At 75.4% G+C, this 14,908-nt stretch carries 12 protein-coding genes and 1 other RNA gene; 12 read left to right on the top strand and 1 reads right to left on the bottom strand.

The genetic code is table 11. The annotated features are described in order from the left end of the window. From GSF02_RS19050 to GSF02_RS01865, 8 genes are all read left to right on the top strand, one after another. Positions 1 to 1,431, top strand: coding sequence for a peptidoglycan DD-metalloendopeptidase family protein (locus GSF02_RS19050; RefSeq protein WP_159792189.1), 1,431 nt, complete (start codon positions 1 to 3; stop codon positions 1,429 to 1,431). A gap of 210 nt (positions 1,432 to 1,641) precedes the next feature. Continuing rightward, entirely contained in the window at positions 1,642 to 2,148 is a 507-nt protein-coding gene (gene smpB / locus GSF02_RS01835; RefSeq protein WP_159792455.1) for an SsrA-binding protein SmpB, read from the top strand. Positions 2,149 to 2,273: 125 nt separating this feature from the next. Then, positions 2,274 to 2,642: a transfer-messenger RNA gene (ssrA, locus tag GSF02_RS01840) on the top strand. Positions 2,643 to 2,752: 110 nt separating this feature from the next. Further along, a complete protein-coding gene (locus tag GSF02_RS01845) occupies positions 2,753 to 3,460 on the top strand; it encodes a CPBP family glutamic-type intramembrane protease (protein WP_159792191.1) in 708 nt (235 codons plus the stop codon). A gap of 31 nt (positions 3,461 to 3,491) precedes the next feature. Next, positions 3,492 to 5,294 carry a beta-N-acetylhexosaminidase gene (locus GSF02_RS01850; RefSeq protein ID WP_235915303.1) on the top strand — a complete coding sequence of 601 codons (1,803 nt, stop codon included), beginning with the start codon at positions 3,492 to 3,494 and terminating at the stop codon, positions 5,292 to 5,294. A 199-nt stretch (positions 5,295 to 5,493) separates the two neighbouring features. Then, a complete protein-coding gene (locus GSF02_RS01855; RefSeq protein WP_235915304.1) occupies positions 5,494 to 7,200 on the top strand; it encodes an N-acyl-D-amino-acid deacylase family protein in 1,707 nt (568 codons plus the stop codon). Then, a complete protein-coding gene (locus GSF02_RS01860; protein ID WP_159792193.1) occupies positions 7,197 to 8,543 on the top strand; it encodes an alanine racemase in 1,347 nt (448 codons plus the stop codon). The genes GSF02_RS01855 and GSF02_RS01860 overlap by 4 nt, the downstream gene beginning before the upstream one ends. Positions 8,544 to 8,605: 62 nt before the next feature. Next, positions 8,606 to 9,007, top strand: coding sequence for a RidA family protein (locus tag GSF02_RS01865; protein WP_159792195.1), 402 nt, complete (start codon positions 8,606 to 8,608; stop codon positions 9,005 to 9,007). Between the two features lie 24 nt (positions 9,008 to 9,031). Here GSF02_RS01865 and GSF02_RS01870 read toward each other — a convergent pair whose 3' ends face one another. Further along, positions 9,032 to 9,955, bottom strand: a complete 924-nt coding sequence (locus GSF02_RS01870) for a DUF4349 domain-containing protein (RefSeq protein WP_159792197.1) — start codon at positions 9,953 to 9,955, stop codon at positions 9,032 to 9,034. Positions 9,956 to 10,238: 283 nt separating this feature from the next. Here GSF02_RS01870 and GSF02_RS01875 point away from each other — a divergent pair, with 283 nt between their 5' ends. From GSF02_RS01875 to GSF02_RS01890, 4 genes are all read left to right on the top strand, one after another. Further along, positions 10,239 to 11,384: an ROK family transcriptional regulator gene (locus GSF02_RS01875; RefSeq protein WP_159792199.1), complete on the top strand. Its 1,146-nt coding sequence runs from the start codon at positions 10,239 to 10,241 to the stop codon at positions 11,382 to 11,384. 218 nt (positions 11,385 to 11,602) lie between these two features. Then, positions 11,603 to 12,910: an extracellular solute-binding protein gene (locus GSF02_RS01880; RefSeq protein ID WP_235915305.1), complete on the top strand. Its 1,308-nt coding sequence runs from the start codon at positions 11,603 to 11,605 to the stop codon at positions 12,908 to 12,910. Positions 12,911 to 13,028: 118 nt separating this feature from the next. Further along, positions 13,029 to 13,982 carry a carbohydrate ABC transporter permease gene (locus GSF02_RS01885; RefSeq protein ID WP_235915306.1) on the top strand — a complete coding sequence of 318 codons (954 nt, stop codon included), beginning with the start codon at positions 13,029 to 13,031 and terminating at the stop codon, positions 13,980 to 13,982. Next, positions 13,982 to 14,908, top strand: a complete 927-nt coding sequence (locus GSF02_RS01890) for a carbohydrate ABC transporter permease (protein ID WP_159792201.1) — start codon at positions 13,982 to 13,984, stop codon at positions 14,906 to 14,908. The genes GSF02_RS01885 and GSF02_RS01890 overlap by 1 nt, the downstream gene beginning before the upstream one ends.

Here is a 14,908-nt window from a genome sequence, read left to right on the forward strand (position 1 = left end):
ATGAGGGCAACGAGGATCCTGCGCGCCGGCGCGGCCGGCACGCTCGCGGCCGTGCTGGCGCTGAGCGCCGTCGTCGCCGTGGCGCCCACCGCGGCGGCCGACGACCTCGACGACCAGCGTGCCGCCGCGGAGCGGGAAGCCCGCCAGAAGGAGGCCGAGCGCGACCAGCTCGAGACGACGCTGTCGGAGACGAACGCGGAGCTGAGCCAGGCCGTGCTCGACCTCAACGCCGTCGAGGGCCGCCTGCCGTTGGCCCAGGCCGAGCTCGCCGAGGCGGAGGCCGCCCACGAGGAGGCCGAGCGCCAGGCGGCGATCCTCGCCCAGCGCCTGGAGGACGCGGAGGCCGAGGAGGACCTGGTCTCCGCGCAGATCGAGGACGGGGCCGGCAAGGTCGACGCCGCGCGCGCCGAGATCGCGCAGATGGCGCGCGAGGCGGCCCGCGGCAGCGGCGAGGTCTCGGCCCTGGGGCTCGTGACCGGGGCGCAGAGCACCGAGGAGTTCCTGGCCAACTACGCGGTCACCGCGTCGGCGGCCCGCAGCCAGGCCCGCACCCTCACCGAGCTGCAGGACGCCGAGGCCGTGGCCCGCAACCAGGAGGCCCGGCTCGCCGCGATCCGCGAGACGATCACCCAGCTCAAGGACGAGGCCGACGCGAACGTCGTCGCGGCCAAGGAGGCCGAGGACCAGGCGGCCGCGCGCAAGGCCGAGGTCGAGGAGCTCATCGCCGAGCAGCAGGAGCTCAAGGCCACGATCGAGGACCAGCGGGACCAGGCGCTGGCGGACATCGAGGCGAACGAGAAGGACCAGCAGGCGGTCGAGGCCGAGATCAAGGACCTCATCGCGAAGCAGAAGGAGCGCGACGCCGAGATCGCGGCGGAGCGGGCGCGCAAGGAGGCCGAGCGGGCCGCGGCGGCCCAGCAGGGCTCGAAGGGCGGCTCCGGCGGCTCGAAGGGCAGCTCCGGTGGCTCGAAGGGCGGCTCCGGCGGGGGCTCGTCCGGCGGCGGCGGCAGCAGCTCGGGCTCCTCGGGCAGCTTCCTGAGCTGGCCCACCTCCAACCACACCGTGATCAGCAACTACGGCATGCGCCTCAGCCCGACGTACGGGGTGTGGATGCTGCACGCCGGCGCCGACTTCCGCGCCCCGCTGGGCGCGCCGATCTACGCGGCCGCGAGCGGCGAGGTCGACGCGTCGTACTGCGCGGCCGGGCCGGGGTGCAACATCCGGATCAACCACGGGCCGTACAACGGCAAGAACGTCCGCACCCGGTACCTGCACCTGGCCTCGAGCGGGCGTGCCAGCGTGGGCGAGTGGGTCAACAAGGGCGACATCATCGGGTACTCGGGCGGCACCGGCCGCATCACCGGCCCGCACCTGCACTTCGAGGTGTACGTCAACGGCAGCTCCACCAACCCGGTGCCCTGGCTGCCCTGACGGGCCGTCTAGCACCCCGCGCGGCGCCGCGGGGGCCCGGGAATTCCCTGGCCCTCCGCGGCGCTACGCGTATCCTGGGACGTCGCGTCCGGCGTCCCAGGACACCCTCCGACGACACCCGTGCGGCCGAACCGCTGCCGCACCAGCGACGCACGACAGCGACGCACGACCAGGAAGGAGCACACCGTGGCCAAGGGCGCGCCCAAGCAGATCCCGCAGGCACAGCCGAAGCCGAAGGCGAAGGCTCCGGCCGGCCCCGTGCGCCAGGTCGTGGCGAACAACAAGCGGGCCCGGCACGACTACGTGATCGAGGACGTCTACGAGGCCGGTCTCGTGCTGTCGGGGACCGAGGTCAAGGCCCTGCGCATGGGGCGCGCCTCGCTCATCGACGGGTTCGTGCACCTCGACCGCGGCGAGGCCTGGCTCGAGGGCGTGCACATCCCCGAGTACTTCCAGGGCACGTGGAACAACCACGCGCCGCGGCGCAAGCGCAAGCTGCTGCTGCATAAGGACGAGATCCTGCGCCTGGAGTCCAAGGTGCGCGAGAAGGGCCACACGGTGGTCCCGCTCAGCCTGTACTTCCTCGACGGCCGGGCCAAGGTCGAGATCGCCCTGGCCCGAGGCAAGAAGGAGTACGACAAGCGGCAGGCCCTGCGCGAGGCGCAGGACAAGCGCGAGGCCCAGCGCGCGATGCGCCACCAGGAGCTGCTCAGCTGAGCGGTGCGCGGAATACGGTGGGTGATCGCGGGGTTGTTCCAGTAGAGTGAGGGACGCCCGGTCCGCCGGGCGCCTGTTGGGCACGAGTCGGCGCGAGCCGGCCGCACAGGTTGACAACACCACATGGGGCTGATCGGTTTCGACGGTGGTCGTGCTTCGAGGAGAAGCGGGCCGAGGATGCAGGCTTATCTCGTAAACGATGCCTGCACACACATAGTTGCCGATAACAAGCGCAACGACTTCGCCCTCGCCGCCTGAGCGAGCTTCGAAGTCCGTGAGCCCGGGATCGCTCTCGACCCGGTAGCTCGCGTCATCTAGAGAGCCACTGCTCCTAGCCCTCGTCGTCGGGGCTAGGGGGACTCTTAGACGACTGGGCCTGTCTACGAATGAGTCTGCGCAAGCGTAGAGGCCGAGAAAATCCAGAGCAGACTGCGCCCGGAGAAGTCCTGGAAAAGCGCCACCGGACCCGGGTTCGATTCCCGGCAGCTCCACCATGTCGACGAAGGACCGTCCCGTCAGGGGCGGTCCTTCGTCGTCCCGGCGCGCGACGGCGTTCACCGGCGCTTCGCCTGCCGGCCACGTTCGCCGACTAGCATGCGGCGGCGTGCCGACCGCCGCGCCCCGCGACGCAACCCGTCCAGCCCCGCCCGCCCCCGCGCCGACCGTCCGGTCCCCGCTGCTCGTCGCCCTGTCGCCGCTGGCGGTCGTCCTGGCCGGCCACCTGGTCGCCCGCGCCGCGGCGGCCGTCGACCCCGGGTGGGCCTGGGTGCCGGTGGCGCTCGTGTACTGGGGCGCCACGGCGGCGATCACGCTCGCGGCGACGACGCCGGCGCAGCGTCGCGCGTGGCTGGCGGCGGCAGGCCGGCGGCCGTGGTGGGTGGTGCCGGCCGCGCTCGCGCTCGGCGCGATGCCCGTCGCCGGCATCCTCCTGCTGCACCTCGACCTCGTCGCCGCGCACGCGGCGCTGGTCGTCCCGTGGCTGCTCTTCGCCGCGGTCAACCCGCTGCTGGAGGAGACGTACTGGCGCGGTACGCTCGCCGACGCGACGGCGCGCTGGCCGGCCTGGGCCGCCGCCTGCTGGACCACCGCGCTGTTCGTGGCGAGCCACCCGCTGATGTGGGGCGTGTTCTCGGAGGGCAACCGCTCGCCCATGCTCTACGCGTCCCTGACGCTCATGGGGCTCGCGTGGTACGCGATGCGCCGCGTGACCGGGTCCCTGCGCTGGGCGGTCCTCTCCCACGCCCTCGTCGACGTCGGCAACCTGTCGGTGTTCGTCTTCGTCAACGTCTACGTCCCGCCGGCTCTCGGGTAGCGGCACCCGCCGGCGGCACTAGGGTGGCCGCGTGCCCGACACCGCCGCCGGTCCGGCCGCCACCGTCCCGCCCGGGCTCGTGCCCGCGCCCGCGTCGCTGCAGGTCGCGGAGGGCTGCGTCGTCGTGCCCGACGGCGCGCGCCTCGCCGCCGCGCCGCAGCTGGCACCGGCGGCCCGCGCCTGGCGGCGCACCGCCGAGGCCGCCTTCGGGATCGACATCGCCACGGTGGAAGCCGGTGCGCCGGACGCCGACGTCGTCGTCGTGCTCGACGCGGCGCTGCCGCCCGGCGGCTACCGCCTGCGCGTCGGCGCGGGGCAGGGGCCGCTCGTGGAGGCGGCCTGCGCCGACCTCGCCGGCGCGCACGCGGCGGCCCAGACGCTGCGCCAGCTCGCCGGGCCCGCGGCGTTCCGGTACGCGCCCGCACCGGCCGCCGTGCTGCGGCTGCCCGCGTGCGAGGTCACCGACGCCCCGCGCCTGGAGTGGCGGGGCGTGCTGCTCGACGTCGCGCGGCACTTCCTGCCGAAGGCCGACGTGCTGCGGTTCGTCGACCTCGCGGCCGCCCACCACCTCGACGTGCTGCAGCTGCACCTGACCGACGACCAGGGCTGGCGCCTGGCGGTGGACGCCTACCCGCGCCTGACCGAGGTCGGCTCGTGGCGCGGGGAGTCGACGGTGGGGACGTGGCGCACCGGCCGCGGCGACGGGCGCCCGCACGGGGGCTGCTACTCCCGCGCGGACGTGCGCGAGATCGTCGCCTACGCCCGCGAGCGGGGCGTCACCGTGGTCCCCGAGATCGACGTGCCCGGCCACGTGCAGGCGGTGCTCGCCGCCTACCCCGAGCTGGCGGCGCGCGCCGGGGCGCGCGCCGTGCGCACCACCTGGGGCATCAGCGACGACGTGCTCGACCCGTCCCCGCGTGCCGTGGAGTTCTTCGCCCGCGTGCTGGACCAGGTCTGCGAGGATTTCGACGCACCGTTCGTGGCGCTCGGCGGCGACGAGGTGCCCACGACGGCGTGGCGCGAGCGCCCCGACGTCGTCGCGCGGGCGGCGGGGCTCGGGCTCGTCGGCCCGGACGGTGCCGGGGACGTCGCGCGGCTGCACGGGTGGTTCCTGGCGCGCCTGGCCGAGCACCTGCGCTCGCGCGGGCGGCGCGCAGTGGTGTGGGACGAGGCGTTCGGCCCCGACCTGCCGCGCGACGTGGTGGTGACCGCCTGGCGCGGCACCGCCGTGGCCCGCGCGGCGCGCGCCGCCGGGCACGACGTCGTGCTGGCGCCCGAGCAGCACGTGTACCTCGACCACCGGCAGGGTCACGGCGCGGACGAGCCGGTGCCCGTGGGCTTCCTGCGCACGCTCGAGGACGTCTACGCCTTCGAGCCGGTCGCCGAGCCGGACGGCGTGACCGGGGTGGCGGTCCGCGGCGCGCGGGCCGACGGCGCGCCGGTCGACGGTGCTCCGGCCCGCGGCGTCGCGCCCGGCCGTCTGCTCGGCGCCCAGGCGCAGGTGTGGACCGAGCACCTCGACTCGGCCCGCCGCATCGACTACGCGGCGTTCCCGCGGCTGGCGGCGTTCGCCGAGGTGGCGTGGACACGCGGGCTGCCGGCCGACCGCGCGCCGGGGTCGCGCGCCTCGCGCGCCTTCGTCGAGCGGCTGCGCACGGCGCACCTGCCCCGGCTCGACGCCGCCGGCGTCGAGTACCGGCCGCTCGCCGGCCCGCACCCGTGGCAGACGCGCCCCGGCGTGCAGGGCCACCTGCGCGACCTGGCCGCCGAGGTCGCGGTCGCCGGCGACGTCGGCCTCGGCGGGTGGGTCGAGGGCCGGGCGGGCGCCGAGTAGCTCGTCGAGGGACCGCTCGAGGCGTAGGGCGCCCGCGGCGCCGCGCTCGGCGAGCAGGTCCGGCGCGTGCGCCACGTCAAGGGTCGCTGCGGAAGACCTCTGCCATCATCGTGCGACGCGGGACGAGGTGGCGCCGGTCGTCGGCGCCCCCTACGGTCGGGCACTGGGCCCCGCCGCGGGACCGAGGGAGGGGGAGCGCGTGACCGACCTCGTGGTGCGCGGGGCGCTGCTGCCGCAGCCCGACGGCGGCACGTCGGGCCCGCAGGACCTGCACGTGACCGCCGGCCGCGTCGCCGCCGTCGTGCCGTCCGGGCGCCCGCTGCCGGACGTCGCGGTGCTGGAGGCCGACGAGCGCCTGGCCCTGCCCGGCTTCGTCGACGCGCACACCCACGCCGTGGCCGCCGTGTTCGACCCCGAAGTGCAGCTGGCGCTGCTGCGCCAGGGCGTCACCAGCGTCGTCGTGGGGCAGGACGGCGTGGGCCCCGCGCCGTCGGACGAGGCCACCGCCACCTGGGCCGCCCAGTACTTCGCGGCCATCGACGGCGCGCACCCGTTCTTCGGCGGCGGCAGCGTGGCGCAGCTGCTGGCGACCTACGACGGCACCACCCCGGTCAACGTCGCCACGCTGGTGCCGCACGGCACGCTGCGCCGCCTGGTCACCGGTGCGGCGCAGCGTCCGGCCACGGGCGACGAGGTGGCCCGGATGGTGGCGGTGCTCGAGCAGGCGCTCGACGACGGCGCGGTGGGGCTGTCCACCGGGCTGGAGTACGTGCCCGCCGCGTGGGCCGACGAGGCCGAGCTCGTGGCGCTGTGCCGCGCGGTGGCGCGGCGCGGGCTGCCGCACGTGTCGCACATGCGCGGCTACGAGGCCGCGGCGCCCGGGGCGTTCGCCGAGCTCGAGCGGGTCGCCCGCGCCAGCGGCGTCGCCACGCACGTGTCCCACCTGCACGGGCCGGCGGACCTGCTCGGCGCCCTGGTCGACGACGCCGCGGCCACCGGCCTGGACGTCACCTTCGACTCCTACCCGTACCTGTGCGGCTGCTCGATCCTGGCCATGGTCGCGCTGCCCACCTGGCTGCCGCTCGCCGACCCCGACGCCGCGCTGGCGGTGCTGGGCGAGGCGCTCGCCGGCCCGCGCGGGACCGTGGGCGGCGACGCGGCGCGGCTGCGCGCGCACCTCGCCGGCCTCGACGACCTGTGGCCCCGCACCACCCTGGCGTGGGTGCCCGGCCTGGACCCGGCCACCGGCAGGCCGGTGCGCTGGGCCGAGGGCCTCTCCCTGCCCGCGGTGGCGGCGCGCCTCGGCGTCGCGCCGGCCGAGGCGGCGCTGCGGCTGCTGGTGGCCTCGCGGCTGCGCGCCTCGTGCGTCTTCGCCCAGCCGCCGACCAACAGCGCGGCCGCGGTGCGCACGCTCGCGCTGCACCCCGCGCACCTGGCCGGCTCGGACGCGATCTACGCGCCGTTCGGCGCGGACGCCGCGCCCGAGGCGGGCGGCGGCGGAGCGCCGCACCCACGCGGCTGGGGCGCGTTCCCCGCCTTCGTGGCCGAGCGGGTGCTCAAGACGCGGGACTGGACCTGGACCGACGCCGTCGAGCACCTGTCCGCGCGCGCCGCGCGGCGCTTCCGCCTCGCCGGGCGCGGCGCGCTCGGGGCGGGCGCCGCCGCCGACGTCGTGCTGCTGGACCCCGACGCGGTGCAGGACCACGCCACCTACGCCCAGCCCCGGCGCCCCGCGTCGGGCGTCGACGACGTGCTGGTCGGCGGCGTGCCCGTGCTCGCCGGCGGCGCGCTCACCGGCGCCACGCCCGGCCGGCCGCTACGGCCGGCGCCGCCGGGCACGTCGCTGCGCACCGCCGGTGCCGTCGCCCTGACCCCCGCCACCCGCACGCCGAGGGAGACCGCATGACCCAGGAGACCGCCGGCCCGCGCACGAAGGGGCTGCGGCTGGACGCCGAGGTGCCCGTCGCCGTGCTGCGCGAGCGGCTGGCCGCCGCCCGCGAGGCGCGGCCGGGCGCGGGGGAGCGGGTCGACGGCGGGCTGTTCTCGTGGCCGCTGCTCACGCTCGACGACGCCGCCCTGGAGCACAACGTCGCCGCTGCCGCCCGGGTCCTGGCCGCCCGCGGCGTCGAGCACGCCCCGCACGTCAAGACGCACATGTCCCGCCCGCTGTGGGAGCGCCAGGCGGCCGCCGGCGCCTGGGGCGCCACGGTGGCGACCGCTGCGCAGCTGCGCACGCTGCGCGACTGGGGCGTGCGGCGCGCGCTGCTGGCCAACGAGCTGCTCGACCCCCGCGACGCCGTGTGGCTCCGCGGGTGCCTGGCCGCCGACGGGTTCGCCGAGGTCTGGCTCGAGGTCGACTCCCCGCGCGGGGTCGCGGTGCTCGCCGAGGCGTTCGCCGGCGCCGGCCCCGACGTCGTGGGCCGGCTCGGCGTGCTCGTCGAGGTGGGCCTGCGCGGCGGGCGCACCGGGCTGCGGGACGTCGGCGACGTCGTCGCCCTGGCGCGGTCCGCGCGGGCAGCGGGGCTGCGCGTGCTCGGCGTCGCCGGCTACGAGGGGCCGGCCGCCGGGCACGCGGACGCCGCCGGGCTCGCCGCGGTGGCCGCCTGGTGCGACGAGCTCGCCGCCGCCGGCGAGCGGCTGCGGGCCGAGGGGCTGGCGGGCGCCGACGAGCCGCTCGTGCTGTCCGCCGGCGGGTCGGCGTTCCTCGACGTCGTGCTCGACCGGCTGCCCGTCAGCCCCGCGGGGGCGCCCGACGCCACGCGCGTCGTGGTGCGCTCCGGCGCCTACGTCGCCCACGACCACGGCCACTACGCCGAGACCGACCCGTGGTCGCGCATCGCGGGCGCCGCCCCGCTGCGCCCGGCGATCACCGTGTGGGGCCAGGTGCTGTCCGCGCCCGAGCCGGGGCTCGTGCTGCTGGGCGTGGGGCGCCGCGACGTCTCGTTCGACATCGACCTGCCGCTGCCGCTGTGGGTGTGCACCCCGGGCCCCGACGGGCTGCTCGGCCCCGCGCGGCCGCTGCCCGGCGCGCGCGTCACCGCGCTCAACGACCAGCACGCGTACGTGGCTCTCGACGGCGCCGCGGACGGTGGCGGGGGCGCCGCGGACGGCGGCGGGGCCGGCGCACCGGCGCCCGGCGACGTCGTCGGCCTCGGCATCTCGCACCCGTGCACCACCTTCGACAAGTGGCGCGTCGCCGCGGTGACCCGCGGCGACCTCGTCGTCGACCTGTACCCGATCGATCTGTGAGCACCGATCTGTGAGCACCGATCTGTGAGCACCGACCTGTGAGCACCGACCCGAGGAGCAGCATGACCAAGTCCGCCGTCAGCACCACCGGGGCGCCCGCGCCCGCCCACACGTTCCACCAGGGCGTGCGCAAGGGCCCGTTCGTCCAGGTGAGCGGCCAGGGCCCGCAGGACCCGGACACGGGGGAGTACCTGCACGCCGGGGACGTGGCGGCACAGACGACGCGCACGCTCGAGAACGTCCGGGCGGTCGTCGAGGCGGCCGGGGCGAGCTTCGACGACGTCGTGATGCTGCGGGTCTACCTCACGAAGCGGGAGGACTTCGCGGCGATGAACGAGGCGTACGGCGCGTTCGTGCAGCGGCACTGCCCGTCGGGCGTGCTGCCCGGCCGCACCACGGTGTTCGTGGGCCTGCCGCGGGAGGAGATGCTCGTGGAGATCGACGCGCTGGCCATCACGGCCTGACGAGGGCGCACCGCACGGCAGCGGTCACGGGCTGACGGCCGGCTCGTCCGGCTCTCCCCGGCGGGAGCGCACCGCGCGCACGACGCCGCGCCCGGCGAGCGCCAGCACGCCGGCGACTGCGAGCCACGGGAGCACCGCGCCGAGCACGACCAGGGCGGTGCGGACCGTGACCACGAGGGCCTCCCAGCCCGCGGCGAGGCCGCCGGTGAAGCCGGCACGGGTGGCCGCGGGGGCGGCGTCCGCGCCGGTGAGCCACACCTCGAGGGTCGACATCGCCACCTGGTCGCTGAGCGCGTCGCGCTGCGCCCGCAGCGCGTCCAGGTCGGCCTGGCGGGCGGCCAGCTCCTTCTCCACGGCGAGCAGGTCGGCGGTGTCCGCGGCCGAGCCCATGAGCTCGCGCAGCCGCGTCGTCGACGTCTCCAGCGCGGCGACGCGGGCGTCGAGGTCGCGGCCGGCCGCCGTGACGTCCTCCTTGCTGATGCTCACGTCGGCCACCTCGCCGAGCGAGCCGAGGGCCTCCACGGTGCTCGTCACCCGGTCGGCCGGGACGCGCACCGTGAGGCGGGCGCTCGCGGCCTCGCCGTCGGCGGCGCGCTGCTCGTCACGCTGCTCGACCCGTCCGCCGGCCTCCTCCACCATGCGCGCGAGGTCGCGGGCGGCCGCGACCGGGTCCGCCGCCACGACGGTGGCCGTGCCGCGCGTGACGACCTCGCGGTCCTCGGCGCCCGCCGTCGCGCCCGCGAGGCCCGCCGCGGAGTCCTCGCCCGTCGCGGCCTCGGCCGTGTCACCCCCGCCCGGCGCCGGGTCGGCCGAGCCGGCGTCGGCGGAGAAGCCCTCGCTGGAGTCGCCCTGCGGTCCGGTGCATCCCGCCAGGCCGAGCGCGAGCGCCGCCCCCACGAGGAGCGCGAGGACGGGCGGGGCGACGGGACGCTGCGCGCGGCGGGCCATGGGCGTCACCGTAGCGACGCAGGGGGCTGTCGCCGCAGGGCCGTGCGCGATACGGAGCGCGATCGTGACCGGACCGTGCCGCGACCGTGACCTGCCCGTCGTCGTGGGTGCAGGCCATGCCGGCCATCTCGCGGATCACCGGCGTGCTCTGTACCCGCAGCTCGGTGCGCGGCGCGCCGCCGGGTGAACGGCGTGTCACCACCCCCGGCGCCACGTAACAGTTTGGTGAACTCCGTCACTCAGGGTCTCGACGGCAGAGTGTTAGGAGGCTTTACTAACAAACATGACGGCGACGACCGGAGTGAGCCGCCGGGCCCTCGGGCTCGGCCTGCGGGCCACCGCGAAGGTGCTGCCCGAGCACACCCGCGCGCACAACCGGTCGATGGTGCTGCAGCACCTGTTCCACGCCGGGCCGACGTCGCGGGCCGACCTCGCCCGCGCCACCGGCCTGACCCGCGTGACCATCTCCGACCTCGTCGCCGCGCTGCTGGCCGAGGGGCTCGTCGAGGAGCTCGGCGTCCGCAAGGGCGGCGTCGGCAAGCCGGCGATGCTCGTCGGGATGCGGACCGAGGAGTTCCACGTCGTCGCCCTCGACCTGTCGGACGAGAGCGTGATGCGCGGCGCGGTGCTCACCCTGACCGGGGAGGCGGTCGAGCGGCGCTCGCTCGACGTCGCCGGCCGCACGGGCGACGACCTCGTGGACCTGGTGGCCCGGCTCGCGCGTCGGCTCCTGGACGACGCCACCCGCCCGGTGATCGGCGTCGGCCTCGGCTCGCCGGGCGTCGTCGACCCCGCCGGGCGCGTCGTCGAGGCGCCCAACCGCCGCTGGGCCGACCTGCCCCTCGCGGCCATCCTCACCGAGCGCCTCGGCCTGCCGGTGCACGTGGCCAACGACGCCGACACGGCAGCGCTGGGGGAGTACACCTACGGCGGCGCCGCCGACTCGATGCTCGTGCTCACCGTCGGCCAGGGCGTCGGCGCCGGCATCATCCTCGACGGCGCCCGCGTGCACGGGGCGGGCAACGCCGCCGGCGAGCTCGGGCACGTGACCGTCGTCGACGACGGAGCCCCGTGCGCGTGCGGTCGGCGCGGCTGCCTCGAGACGCTGCTCGCCGTGCCGGCCCTGCGGCGGGCCACCGCGGGGCTCGACGCCGAGGCGGCCGACGCCGTCCTGGCCGGCGTCGGGCGCGTGCTCGGCACCGCGCTCGCCCCCGTCGTCAGCGCCCTCAACCTCGGCGAGGTGCTGCTCAGCGGTCCGGCGGACCTGCTCGACGGCGCCCTGCGCGAGGCGACCACCCAGACCCTGCGTGACCGGACGATGCGCGCGGTGAGCGCCCACCTGCCGGTGCGCATGGCGACGTTGGACGAGGACGTGGTGCTCGCGGGCGCCGCCGTGCTCGTCCTCGCCGCGCAGCTGGGGGTGTCCTGACGGGCCCGGCCCGCCACACCCCCGCGACCACCCGTACCACCGTCAGCACCACCGGAAGCTCCCAGCACCACCGGGCCCGGCACCACCCACCCGGGGCCGGCGCACCACCACCTGAGAAGCACTGAGCAGCACTGAGCAGCACTGAGAAGCACCGCCACCCCACCGGCGGGGGTCGACGAGGACGCCCGCCACCGCTCTCAGCGAGAGGAACCACCCCAGTGAAGAAGAACCGGATCGCCGCCACGACGGTGGCGTCGACGATCACCCTGGCCCTCGCCCTCACGGCGTGCAGCAGCACCGGCTCGGGCGGCACCTCCGACGACGCCTCCGAGGCCGGCGGCAGCGGCGGCACCGGCGACATCCGCGTCTGGCTCGTCGGCACCGACACGCCCCAGGAGGCCCGCGACTACCTCAAGTCCACGTTCGAGGAGGAGAACCCGGGCAGCACCCTGACGATCGAGGAGCAGGCCTGGGAGGGCCTGGTCGACAAGTACACGACCGCGCTGTCGGGCTCGGACAGCCCCGACCTCGTCGAGATCGGCAACACCCAGGCCGCCGCCTTCACCTCGGCCGGTGCCTTCGTCGACCTCACCGACAAGTACGAGGAGCTGGGCGGCGACGACCTGCTGCCGGGCTTCGTGGAGTCCGGCTCGTACGAGGACAAGTTCTACGCCGCGCCGTACTACTCCGGCGCCCGGGTCGTCGTCTACTCCACCGACGTCACCAAGGACACCCCGGTCCCCACGACGTGGGACGAGTACCTGGCCAACATCGAGAGCCTGTCCAGCGACACCGTGTCGGGCCTGTGGACCCCCGGCAAGGACTGGCGCAACGCGATGGCGTTCGTCTGGGCCAACGGCGGCGAGATGGCCACCCAGGAGTCGGACGGGACCTGGAAGGGCGGGTTCTCCTCGCCCGAGGCGCTCGAGGGCCTCACGCAGCTGCAGAAGGTCATGACGACCGAGAATCTCGCCCCGGCCGACTCCGACGAGACCGACCCGCAGGTGCCGTTCTGCGCCGGCGAGGTCGCCTACCTCGCGGCGCCGAGCTGGGTGCGGTGGTCCATCGCCGCGGCCGAGGACGCCGAGGCGCCCGGCTGCCTGTCCACCCTCGGCGCGGAGGACAAGCTGTCCGCCTTCGCCATCCCCGGCCAGGAGGCCGGCTCCTACGCCCCGGTGCTCGCCGGCGGCTCCAACATCGCCATCCCGGCCAAGTCGCAGCACCAGGACCTGGCCTACGAGGCGCTCACGATCATGCTGTCCGACGGCTACCAGGAGATCCTCGCCAAGAACGGCCTGGTGCCGGCCAAGGTCTCGCAGGCGAAGTTCCTGCCCGACGACGCGTTCAGCCAGGCGTCCGCCGCGGCCGCCGCGGCGGCCAAGCTCACCCCGGCCTCGCCGAAGTGGGCCGACGTGGAGGCGTCCGGCGTCCTGGAGGACTCGTTCGTCAAGCTCGCCCAGGGCGAGGACCCGGCCGCCGTGGCCAAGGCGCTCGACGCCGAGATCGAGTCGACGCTCAACGGCTGACCCGCGCGGGGGCGGCGCCGCGCGGCGCCACCCCCGCCGGCATCGCCGGCCGCCGGGCCCCCGCGGCCCCGGCGGCCGGCCACCGCCCGTCGTCTCGCCATCGTCCCCGGAGACCCCCGTGACCGTCACCGCCCCTGCCGCCCCGGCAGCGCCGCCGCTGGCCGGCGCCGGGCCGTCGCGCCGCGCGAGGAAGCCCTCGCCGTTCCCGTACGCCCTCCTGGCGCCCGCCCTGGCCATCCTGCTCGTGCTCGTCGGCTGGCCCCTCGTCAACCTCGTCATCACGTCGTTCCAGCACTTCGGGCGCGAGCAGGCCTTCGGCCAGCCGCCCACCTGGGCCGGCGTGGAGAACTACACCACCCTGCTGGCCGACGGCGAGTTCTACGCCGTGCTGCTGCGCAGCTTCGCGTTCATGGTCGCCGCCGTGGCGACCACGATGGTGCTCGGCACCCTGCTGGCCCTGCTGATGATGCGGCTGGCCAAGGGCTGGCGCACGCTCGTGTCGGTCGGCCTGCTGCTGGCCTGGGCGATCCCCGCGCTGACCTCCGTCATGGTCTGGGGCTGGATGTTCGACACCCAGTACGGCGTGGTCAACCACGTGCTGACGCAGCTGACCGGCGAGAGCTGGCGGGGCCACTCCTGGCTCATCCACCCGCTGTCGTTCTTCCTGGTGCTCGGCCTCATCGTGGTCTGGATGGGCGTGCCGTTCATCGCCTTCACGATGTATGCCGGGCTCACGCAGGTGCCCGGCGAGGTGCTCGAGGCCGCCCAGCTCGACGGCGCCGGCGCCCGCAAGCGGTTCTTCCTCATCCAGGTGCCGTACATCCGTCAGATCGTCATCGTCCTCACCGTGCTGTCGGTGATCTGGGACCTGCGGATCTTCGCGCAGGTGTACGCCCTGCAGGGCATCGGCGGCCTGTACGAGAAGACCTCGACCCTCGGCGTGTGGATCTACCAGGTCGGCACCGCGTCGGGGGACTACGGCATGTCGGCCGCGGCCGCCGTCGTGATGGTCGTGATCATGCTCGCCGTGTCCTTCGGCTACGTGCGCCAGACGCTCAAGGAGGAGGACTGATGACCGTCGTCACCACGTCGCCCGCGCCCGCGCCCGTGCCGGTCCCGGGCCCCGTCGCCGCCGTGCGGCGGCGCAAGGTCACCCCGCGCCGACGCGCGACGGAGGTCCTCCTGGCGGCGCTCGCCGTCGTCGTCTTCGTGTGCTCGGTGTTCCCCGTCTACTGGATGCTGCAGTCGTCGTTCCTGCCGACCAACAAGATCCGCGCGACCGAGCCCACGTTCTTCCCCGGCGCCGACTTCACGCTGCGCAACTACGAGACGGTGATCCTCAACCACGACCGGGCCCAGTTCCTGCCCGCCATGCAGAACTCCCTGGTCGTCACGTTCCTGACGCTGGTGATCGCCGTCGTGGTGGCCTTCCTCGCGTCGGTCGCGCTGGGGCGCTACCGGTTCCGCGGGCGCCGGTCGTTCCTCGTGGCGGTCCTGATCGTCCAGATGATCCCGGGCGAGGCGATGCTGCTGACCTACTTCCGGATGGTCGACGGCTGGCACCTGCTCAACACGATCGCCGGGCTCACCGTGCTCTACGTGGCGGCCGTGCTGCCGTTCACGATCTGGACGCTGCGGGGGTTCGTCGCCGCCGTGCCGGCCGAGCTCGAGGAGGCGGCCATGATCGACGGCTGCTCGCGGTCGCGGGCGTTCTGGAAGGTCACGTTCCCGCTGCTGGCGCCCGGCCTGGTCTCCACCGGCGTGTTCGCGTTCATCCAGGCGTGGAACGAGTTCGTGCTCGCGCTGGTGATCATGTCCCGCCCGGAGTCGATGACGCTGCCGGTGTGGCTGCGGACCTTCCAGCAGGCCACCAAGGCGACCGACTACGGTGCCCTCATGGCCGGGTCCATCCTCGTGTCGATCCCCGTGATCGTCTTCTTCCTGATCGTCCAGGGCAGGATGACCGGCGGGCTCGTCGCCGGCGCGGTGAAGGGCTGA

The organism is Puerhibacterium puerhi, from assembly GCF_009846865.1.
Classification (GTDB): domain Bacteria; phylum Actinomycetota; class Actinomycetes; order Actinomycetales; family Cellulomonadaceae; genus Puerhibacterium; species Puerhibacterium puerhi.